Here is a 13,995-nt window from a genome sequence, read left to right as displayed (position 1 = left end):
TGGGGGTGTGACGGCGATCTATTCTACCGCGCAGGTGCCCTCGGGCGCCTCGATGCCGCCGCTCTGCGCGAACGACTGGCGCGCATCCGATGCCGACCTGACCTCCCGGAAGTCCGAGCCGAGCGTGATCGTGATCGGCTGGTCCCACTCGAGGTCGAATCCGTCGCGGCCTTGGTAGAAGTACGCGTACGTGTGCAGTCCCGCCGCGTACTGCTCCGGGCCATACTGGACCAGCGCCGTGCCGTCGTACGCCTCGGGGGCGTCGCCGGTCTCGACGACGACGAAGCCGCGGTCGGTGAGCTGCGCGGCCGCCTGGTCCGCGAGACCGGACTGGTCGGTCCCGTTGAGGACGATCACCTCGATCTCGGAGGGGTCGGGGATCGGGGCGGTCTTGATCTCGACGGCCCCCGGTTCGCACTCGCTGTTCGCCGAGACCTGCGAGTCGTTCCTGATCGCCCAGAGCGTCACCAGTCCGGCGACCAGCGCCAATGCGCACAGCACGATCAGCGCGCGGATACGAGCGATACGCACGGCTTGCCTCCCCGAGTGTTCGATCCCCAGCAGTTCATCTTCTGGCCCTTAGACGAGCCGACGTCCCGCAAACGTTGCCATGGAGAGGCTATCGTGCGCGGGTCGCCTCCGTGGCCCAGAGGCGGTACACTCGCAGCCCCCGCCACGAGAGTGTTCCTGGCCACAATGGGGATGAAAAAGCCAGGGGCATCGTGTATAGGAATGGACTGCACGCGGTAAGGTACGCCGCCTGCACGGAGGAACCAACCTGACAGGATCCGAGCCGAGCCGCCGTGTCACCCGAGCACGCCGGCGGGACCCCGCGCTCGATCCGGTGCCACAGATGCGAACACCAATGGGAGTGGAAAACGATGGCAACCGACTACGACGCCCCCCGCCGGGACAAGGAAGAAACCCCTGGCCCCGACGGCATCGAGGCGCTGGCCAAGGGTCGCACCGACCAATCGGGGTCGGTCGACGTCGATGAGGCGGAGGTCGCCGAGAACTTCGAGCTCCCGGGCGCCGACCTCGGCGACGAGGAGCTGTCCGTCAAGGTCCTGCCCATGCAGGCCGACGAGTTCCGCTGCTCCTCCTGCTTCCTGGTCCACCACCGGAGCCAGTACGCCAAGGAGAAGAACGGGCAGCCGATCTGCAAGGACTGCGCGTAAGCGCGACGATCGACCCCTCGGAAAGCGCACGGCTCGCGGGACGCCCGCGGGCCGTCTCGCTTGTTTGGGAAAAGTCGCTGCTCAGCGGGACGGCCGCGAAGCGGCCCGCGGGCCGTCTCGCTTGTTTGGGAAAAGTCGCTGCTCAGCGGGACGGCCGCGAAGCGGCCTGCGGGCCGTCTCGCTTGTTTGGGAAAAGTCGCTGCTCAGCGGGACGGCCGCGAAGCGGCCTGCGGGCCGTCTCGCTTGTTTGGGAAAAGTCGCTGCTCAGCGGGACGGCCGCGAAGCGGCCCGCGGGCCGTCTCGCTTGTCCGGGGAAGAGCGGTCGTCTAGCGGGACGGCCGCGAAGCGGCCTCGCAGGCCGCCTGGTTCGCCCGGAGAGCGACCGGGGCCCTCGGGGCCCTAGGACGAGGCCCGGCTCGGCTGCGCGGCCGTCAGGGCCTCGCGCAGGCGCTCCGGGTGCCGGGAGGACACGATCCAGTACGGGGTCGGGTCGCCGGGATCGTCGAGGACGATCCGCACCCCCCGGTTGATCCACGGCCGCTGCACGACGAACGCGAGCGGGTGCTGCGCCACGCCCAGCGAATCGGAGTACGCGACGGGATCGAGGACCTCGACCGAGGCGACCGCCGACATCGGCAGCCGCGCGTCGTCGACGTGCAGCCACACCTCGCCGCCGGGCTCCTCGACCACGCGGACCGGGAGCCGGCCCAGCCACCAGCCGCCGACCAGCGGCGCGACCAGGATCACCGCGCTGGCCGCGACGCGCCACCAGCGCAGGTCGCCCAGGTTCGACAGCGCCGCCGCGATGACCGCCAGGACCACCACGCCGAGCCAGCCCGCCAAGGGCAGCCTCATGCGCTCGGCATACCGTTCCCCACTCCTCATGTCTGAGACCATATCCCCGCCCCCTCGGCGACGCATACCGACCGTGAGCCGACACTCGCGGCGGAACGCCGGGGCGGGACCGTACATTGGCGCAGCCGCCACCGGCGGCGGCCGCGAGCGAGAGGAACCCGATGACCGCGGAAGTCCCGGTCGCCATCAGGCGGCTCGACCCCGACCTGCCGGTCCCCGCCTACGCCCACCCGGGCGACGCGGGCGCCGACCTGTACGCCGCCGAGCGGGTCGAACTCGCGCCCGGGCGGCGGGCCCTCGTCGGCACCGGCGTGGCCGTGGCCGTCCCCGACGGGCACGTCGGGTACACCAACCCGCGCTCGGGCCTCGCGCACCGGCTCGGCGTCACCATCGTCAACGCCCCCGGCACGATCGACTCCGGCTACCGCGGTGAGATCAAGATCAACCTCGTCAACCTCGACCCCGAGCGGACCGCCGTCATCGAACGCGGCGACCGTGTCGCACAATTGGTTATCCAACCGGTTGTGCGAGCCCGTTTCACCGAGGTGGACGAGTTCGCGCCGACGGCGCGCGGCGCGGACGGCCACGGGTCCACCGGCGGGCACCGCCGACTTGCAGAGGAGAGCGAACGTGTTTAAACGGCGACGGGGGTCCAAGAAGCAGCGCCCCGCTGAGGGCGCGGTCCTCGACTCGCTGGCCGAGAGCGGCGACACCTACGAGCGCGAGGCCACCGAAGGCCCCTACGACATCGCCGACGTCCCCGACGACGACATCCGGCGCATCGACTTGGGAGCGATCCGACTCCCCGTCCCCAAGGGCGTGGGCTTCCAGGCCCAGACCGACGCCAAGGGCAACATCAGCCAGGTCCTGCTCACCACCGGGACCTCCGCGCTGCAACTGCTCGTGCGCGCCGCTCCCCGGTCCGAGGGCATCTGGGACGAGATCCGCGAGGAGCTCACCACGACCGTCGCCGACCAGGGCGGCCAGACCGAAGAGGTCCAGGGCCGCTGGGGAACGGAGATCATCGCCAAGATCGCCACCAAGAAGGGCGCCAACTCGGTGCGCTTCTGCGGCATCGACGGCCCCCGCTGGTTCGTGCAGGCCACCTTCCAGGGCCAGCGCGCCCTGGACGAGGCAGCGGCCCCCGAGCTCGACGAGGCCCTCCGGAACCTCGTCATCGACCGCGGCTCCGTCGCCATGCCGGTGCGCGAGCCCCTGCCGCTCAAGCTTCCGCCGAAGATGGCCGAGGAGGCCGCCGCGCGCATCGCCAAGCGCAAGGCCGAGGGCGGCGAGGGCAACCGCGCCATCATCGCCGCGGGGGACACCCCGCGCCCGCAGGTGCGCCGCAAGCCCTCCCCGCGCCCGAAGCGGTAGATGGTCCCCGCCGGAGGGCGCACCGGGCTGCGCGAGTGGTTCAAGCGCCTGGCCGTGCCGCACCAGGAGCTGTTCGCCGCGGAGGTGCGCCGCGAGAGCGGCGCGGACGCCGTACCGCTCGCCGACCTCGAGGCCCGGCAGCTCGCGGTCGTCGCGGGACGGCTGCGCGCCGTCGTGCACCGCACCGACGGGCGCTCCCCGTCGGTCGAGGCGGAACTCTTCGACGGCACGGGACAGGTTGCATTGGTCTGGATGGGCCGACGGCGTATCGTGGGCCTGGAGGCCGGTACCAGGCTCGTCGCGCGCGGCCGGGTCGCCCAGCTGGGTGACGGACGCCTCGCCATCTACAACCCGACCTACGAGCTGCGCCCCTGAGCGCGGACCGGCCACATCGAACTGGAAGGCCCGCATTGAGCACCGAGACGCCGACCCGCAAACCGGATCCGGACGAGCTCCCCCCGTTCACCGAGCAGCTCTCCCAGCAGCTCGGCGGCGTCAAGGGCGTGGTCGAGGCCGCCGTGCCGATCACCCTGTTCGTGGTGCTCAACCCGCTGCTGCCCGAGTCGATGGGGCCGCTCAGCGGCCTCCAGTGGGCGATCGTCATCTCCGCCTCGAGCGCGATCGCCATCGCGGTCTGGCGCGCGATCCGCAAGGAGCCGATCCGGCACGCCCTCAACGGCCTGTTCGGGATCGCCCTCGGCGCGTTCCTCGCCTGGCGCTCCACCGACGCCCGCGACTTCTACCTGCCCGGGATCATCCAGGGCGCGATCTACGGCGTCCTGCTCATCGTCTCGGCGCTGGTGCGGCACCCGGTGATCGGCTGGATCTACGCGGTCGTCGCGCAGGGCGGCAAGAAGGAGTGGCGGCAGAACCGGCCGCTCGTGGACATCCTCAGCCGGATCACGATCCTGTGGGGCGTCGTCTTCCTGCTCAAGAACGCGGTGCGGATCTGGCTGTACTGGATCGACGCGGACAACGCGCTGGGCCTGGTGACCCTCTTCGGCGGCTGGCCGGTCACGATCGCGCTGACGGCCTTCACGATCTGGGCGGTGCGCCGCCACATGAAGGCGGTCGGCGAGGCGCCTCCGGAACCGGTGAAGGCGGACTGAACGACGGCCCGGGGCTCGCGCCCCGGGCCGCTGCTTCGTGCGCGCCTAACTCGGGAGGCAGTCGAACGCCGGAGCGCTCGCGAGCGACCCGGAGACGTTCATGCCGAACTCCACGGACCCGCCGACGGGGACCGCGGCGTTCCAGGAGACCGGTTCGGCCATCTGGACGCCGCCCATGGTGCTCAGCTCGGCGTTCCACGCCTGGTCGGCGGTGACGCCGCTGGGCCACGCCCAGTGGAGCATCCAGTTGTGGATGGCCTGGGTGCCGGTGTTGGCGACCTTCACGGTGACGGTGGCGCCCGAACCCCAGGAGTTGACGGTGGCCGTCGCGGCGCAGGCGTAGCCCGCGGGGCCGCCGGTGGTGGGCTCCTCGGTGGGCTCGTCGCTGGTCGGGTCGTCGGTCGGCTCCTCGGTGGGGTCGTCCGTCGGCTCCTGCGGCTGGCCTGAGCCGAACCACACGTCGGAGCAGGAGTAGAACGTCTGGTCGAAGTGGCTGGCCTGCCAGATCATGAACACGACGTGGTGGCCGCTCCGGCCGGGCGCCGAGACGGGGATGTCGATCAGGGTGCCGCCGCCCGAGGGCGGGGTGCGGCCCACGCCCGGGTCGATGTCGCCGGTGTCCTTCAGCAGTTCGAGGTCGGCCCAGTCGAGCGCGTCGGTCTGGGCGTTGTACCCCTGCTTGGTGACGTAGATGCGGTAGTAGTCCGCGCCGTGGTTCGCCTGGTCCCAGTTGGTGAACGTGAAGTTGCTGCTCACCTGGGTGGTCTTCCAGGCTCCGGGGGTGTCGAGGGCGGCGTACCGGGTGCCGCCCGTCCGACCGCCGGAGCAGAGCTGGTTGTCGGGGAGGGCCGCCTGGTGGTCGCCGCCGACCTGCTCGCGGTAGAGGCCGTTCCAGTTCCACATGGCGTTGGAGTCGTTCTGCCATGCGGCCCAGCACATCGGGTCCTGTTGGGCCATGGCGGGGTTCTGGAAGTCCGATCCCCACCGCTCCCAGCAGCCGTAGTGCCGCGAGGACGGGCCGATGGCGGTGCCGTGGCCGGTGGCCGGCTGGACGAACAGGACTGCGGCGGTCCCGGTGGCGAACAGGGCCGCCACGAGGACGGCGAGGCGGCGGAGCCGGCGCCCGCCCGGTCGGGACGGGTCGGTCCGGAATCGTCGGAAGTTGATCATGATAGCGCTCCCAAAATGTAGGAACATTGAGAACTTTCAATGTAACCGCGAAGAGAAGCGCCTGTAAAGGGCATCGGCGATATTTTCGTCGTCCGACCAATCGAATGTCCGGGCCCGCGCAGCGGCAGCGGCCCCGGCCGCGAGGGCCGGGACCGCTGCCGTCGGGGAACGGTCTTATGAGGGGAGGCAGTCGATCGCCGGCATGGAGCTCAACGCGCCGTTGACGTTGAAGCCGAACGACACCGAGGCTCCCGGTGCGATCTTCTGGTTGTAGGCGACCGGTTCGGCCATCTGCATGCCGCCCATCGTCGAGTGCTCGGCGTTCCAGATGTTCGACACCGTCACCGTGGACGAGCTGGGCCAGGCCCAGTGCAGCATCCACGAGTTCACCGCCCGGGTCCCGTTGTTCGCGACCGTGACCGTGACCGTCGCGCCGGAGCTCCAGCCGTTGACCGACGCGGTCGCCGCGCAGCTCAGGTCGCCCGGGGGATCGGTCGGGTCGGTCGGCGGGTCAGTGGGGTCGGTCGGCGGGTCGGTCGGGTCCGTGGGCGGGTCGGTCGGGCCGCCTCCGCCGAACCACACGTCCGAGCAGGAGTAGAACGCCTGGTCGATGTGGCTGGCCTGCCACACGACGTAGACGATGTGGTGGCCGGTGCGCCCGGGGGCGCTCACCGGGATGTCGACGGCCTCGCCCGGCTCGTAGACGCCGGTGGAGACGACGCGCTCGAGGTCGGCCCAGTCGAGGGAGTCGGTCCTCGCGTCGTAGCCCTGCTTGGTCACGTACACCCAGTAGTAGTCGCCGCCGTGGACGGCGGTGTCCTCGTAGTGGAGCGTGAAGTTGTTCTGGAGCGGCGTCGTGTGCCAGGCGCCGGCGGCGTCCAGGGAGTTGTAGCGGCCGCCCTCGGCGCGGCCGCCGGAGCAGAGCTGGTTGTCGGGGATGCGCGACTCGTGCTGGCCCTGCATGCCCTCGCGCAGGAGGCCGTTCCAGTTCCACATGGTGTTGGGGTTGGCCTGCCAGGCCTGCGCGCACATGGGGTCGGTCTGCGCCATGTCGGGGTTGAGGTGGTCGTCGCCCCACCGCTCCCAGCAGCTGTACTGCCGCGACGGGGGACTGGTGGCGGTGCCGTGGCCGGCGGCCGGCTGCGTGAAGAAGAACGCGGAGGCGGCCGCCGCGGCGACCGCGGCGATGACGACGATCGCCTGCCGGAGGCGATGTCGGGGCTTCGTGATCATGGTAGCGCTCCCAGAATGAAGAGAGATTGATATGCATCAATCTATACTCTCCGGGGTCCGCCTGTAAAGTCCGAATGCGACCTTTTGCGCTCAACCGTTGCAGAGAGCCGCCGTCAGCGGGTCTTGCCCAGCATCACCGAGCGCGTCGCGTCCTCGGCGTCCTCATGGCACACGAACACCAGCTCGTCGCCGGCCTCCACGGTGTCGTCCGGGGTGGGCGCGATGACCCGCCGGCCCCGGATGATCGCCACCAGCGCCACGTCGTGCGGCAGCGGCACGTCCGCGACCCGGCTGCCCACGTGCGGCGCGTCCAGCGGCAGCGTGATCTCGACCAGGTTCGCCTGCGACTGCCGGAACGTCAGCAGCCGCACCAGGTCGCCGACGCTCACGGCCTCCTCGACGAGCGCGGCCAGCAGCCGCGGCTTCGACACGGAGACGTCGACGCCCCACTCCTCGTTGAACAGCCACTCGTTCTCGGCCCGGTTCACCCGCGCGACCACGCGCGGCACCGCGAACTCCGTCTTCGACAGCAGGCTCACCACCAGGTTCACCTTGTCGTCGCCGGTCGCGGCCACCGCCACGTCGCACGTCTCCAGGTGCGCCTGCCGCAGGTTCTCCAGCTCGCACGCGTCCGCGAGCAGCCACTCGGCCTCCGGCACCCGCTCGGGCCGCATCGAATCGGGGTCCCGCTCGATGAGCAGCACCTGGTGGCCGTTGCCGACCAGCTCCGCCGCGATGGACCGGCCCACGTTCCCGGCCCCGGCGATCGCCACCCGCATCAGGCACCTCCCTGCGGAGCCGCGGCCGCGATCCGGCGGATGGCCGCGTCGTCGCCGTCGGCGACGAGCATGAACACCTGGTCGCCGTCCTGGAGCACTGTGGACGCCGTCGGCAGCGTCGCCCGCCCGAACCGGTTGATGTACGCGACGCGGTGGCCGGTCGCCTCCTCCAGGACCGACAGCGCCGTCCCGTACCAGGCCTCGTCGCACAGGATCTCGACCATCGACAGCGTCGCGGTCGGGTCGCGCCACAGCGGCTCCTGCGTGTCCGGCAGGAGGTGGCGCAGCAGCCGGTCGGCCGTCCACCGCACGGTCGCGACGGTCGGGATGCCGAGCCGCTCGTACACCGTCGCCCGCTGCGGGTCGTAGATCCGCGCGATCACCTTGCGCACGCCGTAGTTCTCGCGCGCCACCCGCGCCGCGATGATGTTCGAGTTGTCGCCCGAGGACACCGACACGAACGCGTCGGCGCGGCCGATGCCGGCCTTGGCCAGGACCTCCCGGTCGAAGCCGACGCCCCGCACCGTGGTCTCGTCGAAGTCGGGGCCCAAGCGGCGGAACGCCTTCGGGTTCTGGTCGATGATCCCGACCGTGTGCCCGCGCTCCGCGAGACTCCGCGCCAGGGACGAGCCCACGCGCCCGCAACCCATGATCACCACGTGCACCGGCACACCACCCCCTCGATCGGACGTGCTGTGACCATACCGCGCCCGCGCCGCCGCCGCGCCGGACACGTGGGCCTCGGCGCCGAACTCCGGTGAACGGTGAAAAAACCGGCGCAAGGGGTGCGGAAATCGGGCGACGTAAGCGTCTAGCCATTGAACCCCGTTCACCCAGAAGGAGATTCGATGGGCATCGATCACCACCCGTCCCTGTCCCGCCGCGCCCTCATGGGCGGCCTCGCCGCCGGAGCCGTCGCCGCCGCGGCCACCGCGTCCCCCGCCGCCGCCGAGAACCGCGGCGGTGGCCGGCCGAAGAAGCTCGTCCCCGGCGACCTCGTCGTCGTCCCCGCCCCCGGCGGGCCCAGCACCGCCGCGGCCGTCGGCCGCGGCATCGCGATCCTCGAAGGCTGGGGCCTGCGGGTCGAGCTCACCGAGCACGCGCTCGACACGTTCGGGTACCTCTCGGCGCCGGACGCCGACCGCCTCGCCGACCTGAACTACGCGCTCGCCCACCCCGAAGCGAAGGCGCTCATGACGGTGCGCGGCGGCTACGGGACCACCAGGATCATCGACGAGGCCGACCTCGGCGCCCTCGAAGACCACCCGAAGCTCGTCATCGGCTACTCGGACATCACGGCCCTGCACTTCGCGGTCGCCGAGCAGACCGGGCTCCCGACCCTGCACTCGCCGATGCTCGCCTGGTCCTCCAACAACACCGCCGCGACCGCCGAGTCGCTGCGCCGGGCGATCATGACGACCGACCCGGTCGTCCTGAAGCAGGACGAGTCCGAGCCGACCTCGGGCGTCGTCGTCCCCGGCACCGCTTCAGGGAAGCTCCTCGGCGGGAACCTCTCGCTCATGGCCGCCGAACCGGACCGCTCGAACTGGCCCGACATGAAGGGCGCGATCCTCCTCATCGAAGAGGTCGAGGAGGCCCGCTACCGGGTCGACAACATGCTCACCCGGATCATCCGCGCCGGGCACTTCGAAGACCTGGCCGGGATCGCGGTGGGCCAGTTCGTGCCGCATCCGCTCGACGAGTACAAGCCCGGCGAGTGGACGATGAACGAGGTCCTCATGGACCGGCTCGGCGGCCTCGGCGTCCCGGTCCTCGGCGGCCTCAAGGTCGGCCACGACCTCGACCCGCGCGTCGTCCCGCTCGGCACCGAGGCCGTCCTCGACACCGGCGCGGGCACGCTGACCGTGGAGGCCGCGGTCCGCGAGTAGCCGCCGCACCGGGGCCGCGGGGCGATCCGCGGCTCCGGTCCGGGGCCGCCCCGATTCCGGACCGCCCCGGGAATCCGGGCCAGGCCCGTCCGATTCCCGACACCGGCCCCGGACCGCCGGACGCTACGCTACGCCCGTGACAAGGTCGTGGGCCGTCCTCAAACGGCTGCTGGTGGGCGAACCGTTCGCCTCCGGGCGCGGGTCCTCACTGGTGCTCTCGAAGCGGTACGCGATCCCGCTGCTCGCGGTCAACCCGATCTCATCGGTCGCGTACGCGCCCGAACAGGTCTTCCTCGTGCTCGGCCTGGCCGGGTCCGCCGCGTACGCGTTCTCGCCGTGGACCGGCCTGGCGGTCGCGGCTGTCATGGTCGCGGTCATCGCCTCCTACCGGTACACCGTGCAGGCGTACCCGGGCGGCGGCGGGGACTACCGGGTGGTCACCGCGAACTTCGGGCCCGGCGCCGGGCGCCTCGCCGCGGCCGCGCTCGTCCTCGACTACATCCTCACCGTCGCCGTCTCGGTCGCGGCCGCCGTCGCGGCCCTCCAGTCGCTCATGCCCGCCCTGCAGCCGTGGCGCGAATGGGCCGCGGTCGCCGCGATCGGCGTGCTCGCCGCGTTCAACCTGCGCGGACTGCGGGTCTCGGGCCGCTTCGCCGCCGGGGTCACCGTCGCGTTCGTCGCCGGGACGGCCGCGATCGTCCTCACCGGCCTCGCCCGCCTCGCCGCCGGCGAGGACCTCACCGCCGCCTCAGCCGCCCACGACCCCGCCGAGGACCAGCGCGAATGGACGTCCGCGGCGCTGTTCCTGCTGTGCGCCAGGGCGTTCGCGGTCGGATCCGTGGCCGTCACCGGGGTCGAGACCTTCACGACCCGCGTGCGCTTCTTCCGGCCCCCGCGCGGCCGCAACGCCGCCGCCGCGATCACCACGGTCGGCGCCGCCACCGTCGCCCTGTTCACCGGCACCGTGGTCCTCGCGTTCCTCGTCGGCGCCCAGACCTCGGCGACCGGCGCCGACGCCCTCCAATACCCGCTCATCGCGCAGCTCGCCGACACCGTCTTCGGCGCCTCGCCCGCGGCGCTGTGGCCGATCATGCTCGCCACCGCCGGGGTCCTCCTCCTCGCCGCGAACACCGCGTTCGTCGGCTTCCCGCAGCTCGCGTCGGTGTTCGCCGAGGACTCCCTGCTGCCGCGCCAGCTCCACAAGCGCGGCGACCGGCTCGTCTACTCCAACGGGATCCTCATCCTCGCGTTCGCGGCCGCGCTCCTGGTGGTCCTGTTCGGCGGCGGCGCGTACGAGCTCATCGGCCTGTACGTCGTCGGCGTGTTCCTCTCGATGGTGCTCTCGCACGCCGCGATGTCCCGGCACTGGCGGCGCGTCCTCGACGTCGAACGCGACCCCGACCGCCGCGCCCGCGCCCGCCGGGCCCGCGCCACCGCGATGGCGGCCGTCCTCGCCTGCTCGGCGGTGCTCGTCATCGTCGCGTTCACCGCCGTCCGCCGCGGCGGCTGGATCGCCGTCCTCATCATCGGCGGCTGCTACCTGCTCATGCGCGCGATCGCCACCCACTACGCGGCCGTGCGCGACGAGATCGAGCTGCCCAGCGGCAAGCCGCAACTGCCCTCGCGCAGCCACGCGATCGTGCTCGCCTCGAGCGTCAACCTGCCGCTGATGCGGATGCTCTCGTACGCCAAGGCCACCCGGCCCGACACGGTCACCGCGCTCACGGTGAACGTCGACGCGGCCGCGTCCCGCCGCCTGGTCGCCGAATGGGACCGGCGCCGGATCGGGGTCCCGCTCACGGTGCTCGACTCGCCGTACCGGGAGATCACCGGCCCGATCGTCGACTACGTCAAGGCCCGCCGCCGCGACGCCCCGCGCGACGTCGTCACCGTCTACCTCCCCGAGTACGTCGTCGGCCTCGGACCCCAGAAGGGCCGCCTGTCGCGCGGGTACTTCAACTGGTCGACCAGCCTCCTGCACAACCAGACCACGAAGGCCCTGCGCCGCCAGCTCAAGTACGAGCCCGGCGTCATGGTCTGCACCGTCCCGTGGATCCTCGGCGAGAGCACCGAACCGCCCCCGCTGCGCCGCATCGCCAAGTAGGCCCCGCGCGCCCCGCCGCGGCACCGGGCCGAACCACCGCCCGCCCGGTCACCGGACCGGGCGCCGCCGGCCGCTGCACCGAACCGCCACCCCGTTCGCCCGCCGCCGGGCCCGGACGCGGACCGCCCCTCCACCCGGCAGCGTCGGGCCGGACCACCGCCCGCCCGCCGCCCACCGATTCGGGCCCTCCGCTCGCCGATCAGTCGACCAGCGAATAACGCGACCCCAGCTCACTGTCGGTGCGCCGCGATACGGTCAGGCCAGGGGGTCCGGACCCCGATGTCACACCCTCGCGGTAACCTGCGTCCCCGCCCGCCCGGACCCGTATCCTGGCGTGCGGCCCGCTGGCACCGGCGGCGCCACCGAAGGACCGGGAGAGCAGCACCATGATCGTCACCGTCGGAGACGTCGCGGCCGGAGGCCACTGCGTGGCCCGGGTCGACGGCGAGGTCTACTTCGTCCGCCACGCCCTGCCCGGCGAACAGGTCCGCATTCAGATCACCGACCGCAAGAAGCGCTTCGCGTTCGCCGACGCCGTCGAGATCCTCGAACCCTCGCCCGACCGCGTCGAGCCCCCCTGCCCCTGGGCCGGCCCCGGCAGGTGCGGCGGCTGCGACTTCCAGCACGCCACCCCCGAAGCCCAGCGCCGCCTCAAGAGCAAAGTCCTGTTCGACCAGCTCACCCGCATCGGCGGCATCGACCCCGCGCGCCTCGAAGGCGTCGAGGTCGAGGCCCTGCCCTGGCCCGAAGGCGCCCTCGGCTGGCGCACCCGCATGCAGTACGCCGTCGACGAGACCGGCCGGCCCGGCCTGCGCGAGCACAAGTCGCACGACCTCGTCCACATCGACTGGTGCCGCATCGCCACCGAGCGCATCCGCGAAGCCGACGTCCTGACCCAGGACTGGGACGGCATGGGCGCCGTCGGCGTCGTCGACGCCGACGACGAGCAGCTCGCCGTCTACACGCAGCTGCGCCGCACCGCCCGCCCCCATCACAAGAACGGGCCCAAGCTCGTCCACCAGACCGTCGGCGACACCCGGTTCGAGATCGGCTTCGACGCGTTCTGGCAGGTCCATCCCGCCGCCGCCCCCACCTTCCTCGCCACCGCGCTCGAATTCCTCCAGCCGCGCGAGGGCGAGTCCGCGTGGGACCTCTACGCCGGCGCCGGCCTCTTCGCCTCCGGCCTCGCCGCCGCCGTCGGCGAGAGCGGCCGCGTCGTGGCCGTCGAGAACGCGCCCGCCTCGCGCACCGCCGCGAACCTCGCCGCGTTCAAGAACGCCGGCGCCATCGAAGGCGACGTCGCCGCGATCACCCCGGACCTCGGCTCGGTCGACCTCGTCGTCCTCGACCCGCCCCGCAGCGGCGCCGGACCCGAGGTCGTCGTCGCGCTCGGCGAGGCCCGCCCCCGCGCGATCTGCTACGTCGCCTGCGACGCGGGCGCGCTGGCCCGCGACGCGAGCGACCTCGCCATCGAAGGCTACGAGCCGACCCGCATCCGCGCCTTCGACGCGTTCCCGATGACCCAGCACTTCGAGACGATCGTCCTGTTCGAGCCGGTCGACTAGCGCCCCGCGGGCCGCCGTGCGGTAGCCTGTCGCCTCAATAGACCGATTCCTCGGAGCCGACCGATGACGAACCCTCCCTACGCTTCCGGGTCCGCGCCCGACCCGAACCGCCCGCAGCAGGGCCCCGCCGCGCCGTCGTTCCAGTACCGGCCGCAGGACCCGGGCACCGTCCCTTACGGACAGCCGACCGGCCCGGTCCTCCCGCCGCCACCCACCTGGGGCCAGCGCTGGGGCCTCCTCCCGAAGGACGACCGCCCCCGGCAGGTCACGGTGATCCTCCAGACACTGTGGATCCACCTGGCCGCGGTCCTGGTCGTGACCCTGCTCGGCCTCACCGGCTCCGTGGCGCTCACCATCGTCCTCGGCGTGCTCGCCGCCGCCGTGAACCTGGTGCTGATCTGGGCCGTGGCCAGGGAGCAGCTGGGGCGCTTCGGATCCGACGACCCGCGCCTCCCGCTCTCCATCGGACTCGGGGCGCTGGCGCTGATCGCGCTCGTCCGGCTCTTCAACGTCTTCACGCTCGTGCCCGCGCTGGTCCAGATCACCGCCGCGCTGCTGATCCTGGTGCTCGCCTTCACCAAGCCCGTCCGCGCCTGGCTCCAGGACCGCCCCGGGAACCGGCCGCGCCAGGCCGAGGAGCCGGCGCCCGGCACGCCCCTGGTCCCGCAGGCGCCCCCGCCGCAGTGGCGCGACCCAGCGGCGCCCGGCCTCCAGCCCGCCGGCCCGGGCATCGCGCCCG

The 13,995-nt window shown here is 72.1% G+C and carries 14 protein-coding genes and 1 pseudogene; 9 read left to right on the top strand and 6 right to left on the bottom strand.

Annotation, left to right across the window (positions count from 1 at the left end; genetic code table 11):
- Positions 1-18: 18 nt before the first annotated feature.
- Positions 19-531 (bottom strand): LytR C-terminal domain-containing protein, encoded by a 513-nt coding sequence (locus GFD30_RS24395; protein ID WP_194202102.1) that lies wholly within the window; start codon positions 529-531, stop codon positions 19-21.
- A 350-nt stretch (positions 532-881) separates the two neighbouring features.
- Here GFD30_RS24395 and GFD30_RS24390 point away from each other — a divergent pair, with 350 nt between their 5' ends.
- Entirely contained in the window at positions 882-1,178 is a 297-nt protein-coding gene (locus tag GFD30_RS24390; protein ID WP_091053105.1) for a DUF4193 domain-containing protein, read from the top strand.
- A 399-nt stretch (positions 1,179-1,577) separates the two neighbouring features.
- Here GFD30_RS24390 and GFD30_RS24385 read toward each other — a convergent pair whose 3' ends face one another.
- On the bottom strand, positions 1,578-2,063 hold the full coding sequence (locus GFD30_RS24385) for a DUF3093 domain-containing protein (protein WP_265575467.1): 486 nt from the start codon (positions 2,061-2,063) through the stop codon (positions 1,578-1,580).
- A 131-nt stretch (positions 2,064-2,194) separates the two neighbouring features.
- Between GFD30_RS24385 and dut the strand changes: the two genes are divergently transcribed.
- From dut to GFD30_RS24365, 4 genes are read left to right on the top strand one after another with little or no spacing between them, the layout of a single operon-like run.
- Positions 2,195-2,671: a dUTP diphosphatase gene (gene dut, locus GFD30_RS24380; protein WP_153027757.1), complete on the top strand. Its 477-nt coding sequence runs from the start codon at positions 2,195-2,197 to the stop codon at positions 2,669-2,671.
- Positions 2,664-3,407 (top strand): DUF3710 domain-containing protein, encoded by a 744-nt coding sequence (locus GFD30_RS24375; protein ID WP_194202101.1) that lies wholly within the window; start codon positions 2,664-2,666, stop codon positions 3,405-3,407. The genes dut and GFD30_RS24375 overlap by 8 nt, the downstream gene beginning before the upstream one ends.
- Positions 3,408-3,782 carry an OB-fold nucleic acid binding domain-containing protein gene (locus GFD30_RS24370; RefSeq protein WP_153027755.1) on the top strand — a complete coding sequence of 125 codons (375 nt, stop codon included), beginning with the start codon at positions 3,408-3,410 and terminating at the stop codon, positions 3,780-3,782.
- A 35-nt stretch (positions 3,783-3,817) separates the two neighbouring features.
- Positions 3,818-4,516: a DUF3159 domain-containing protein gene (locus GFD30_RS24365; RefSeq protein ID WP_194202100.1), complete on the top strand. Its 699-nt coding sequence runs from the start codon at positions 3,818-3,820 to the stop codon at positions 4,514-4,516.
- A 45-nt stretch (positions 4,517-4,561) separates the two neighbouring features.
- Here GFD30_RS24365 and GFD30_RS24360 read toward each other — a convergent pair whose 3' ends face one another.
- From GFD30_RS24360 to GFD30_RS24345, 4 genes are all read right to left on the bottom strand, one after another.
- Entirely contained in the window at positions 4,562-5,686 is a 1,125-nt protein-coding gene (locus GFD30_RS24360; protein ID WP_153027753.1) for a lytic polysaccharide monooxygenase auxiliary activity family 9 protein, read from the bottom strand.
- A gap of 174 nt (positions 5,687-5,860) precedes the next feature.
- Positions 5,861-6,919 carry a lytic polysaccharide monooxygenase gene (locus GFD30_RS24355; RefSeq protein ID WP_153027752.1) on the bottom strand — a complete coding sequence of 353 codons (1,059 nt, stop codon included), beginning with the start codon at positions 6,917-6,919 and terminating at the stop codon, positions 5,861-5,863.
- A gap of 113 nt (positions 6,920-7,032) precedes the next feature.
- A complete protein-coding gene (locus GFD30_RS24350; protein WP_153027751.1) occupies positions 7,033-7,698 on the bottom strand; it encodes a potassium channel family protein in 666 nt (221 codons plus the stop codon).
- Positions 7,698-8,363: a potassium channel family protein gene (locus GFD30_RS24345; RefSeq protein WP_407649198.1), complete on the bottom strand. Its 666-nt coding sequence runs from the start codon at positions 8,361-8,363 to the stop codon at positions 7,698-7,700. The genes GFD30_RS24350 and GFD30_RS24345 overlap by 1 nt, the downstream gene beginning before the upstream one ends.
- Positions 8,364-8,546: 183 nt before the next feature.
- Between GFD30_RS24345 and GFD30_RS24340 the strand changes: the two genes are divergently transcribed.
- From GFD30_RS24340 to GFD30_RS24325, 4 genes and pseudogenes are all read left to right on the top strand, one after another.
- A complete protein-coding gene (locus GFD30_RS24340; protein ID WP_227997009.1) occupies positions 8,547-9,587 on the top strand; it encodes a S66 peptidase family protein in 1,041 nt (346 codons plus the stop codon).
- A gap of 136 nt (positions 9,588-9,723) precedes the next feature.
- On the top strand, positions 9,724-11,691 hold the full coding sequence (locus GFD30_RS24335; RefSeq protein ID WP_322633573.1) for an APC family permease: 1,968 nt from the start codon (positions 9,724-9,726) through the stop codon (positions 11,689-11,691).
- A gap of 386 nt (positions 11,692-12,077) precedes the next feature.
- On the top strand, positions 12,078-13,256 hold the full coding sequence (locus GFD30_RS24330; RefSeq protein ID WP_153027750.1) for a class I SAM-dependent RNA methyltransferase: 1,179 nt from the start codon (positions 12,078-12,080) through the stop codon (positions 13,254-13,256).
- Between the two features lie 63 nt (positions 13,257-13,319).
- Positions 13,320-13,995 (top strand): annotated as a pseudogene (locus tag GFD30_RS24325) (hypothetical protein); the annotation flags it as partial.

It is taken from the genome of Glycomyces albidus (genome assembly GCF_009451885.1).
Classification (GTDB): domain Bacteria; phylum Actinomycetota; class Actinomycetes; order Mycobacteriales; family Micromonosporaceae; genus Glycomyces; species Glycomyces albidus.
Note: the sequence above shows the minus strand (reverse complement) of the source record. Positions and strands in the feature narration are given on the sequence as shown.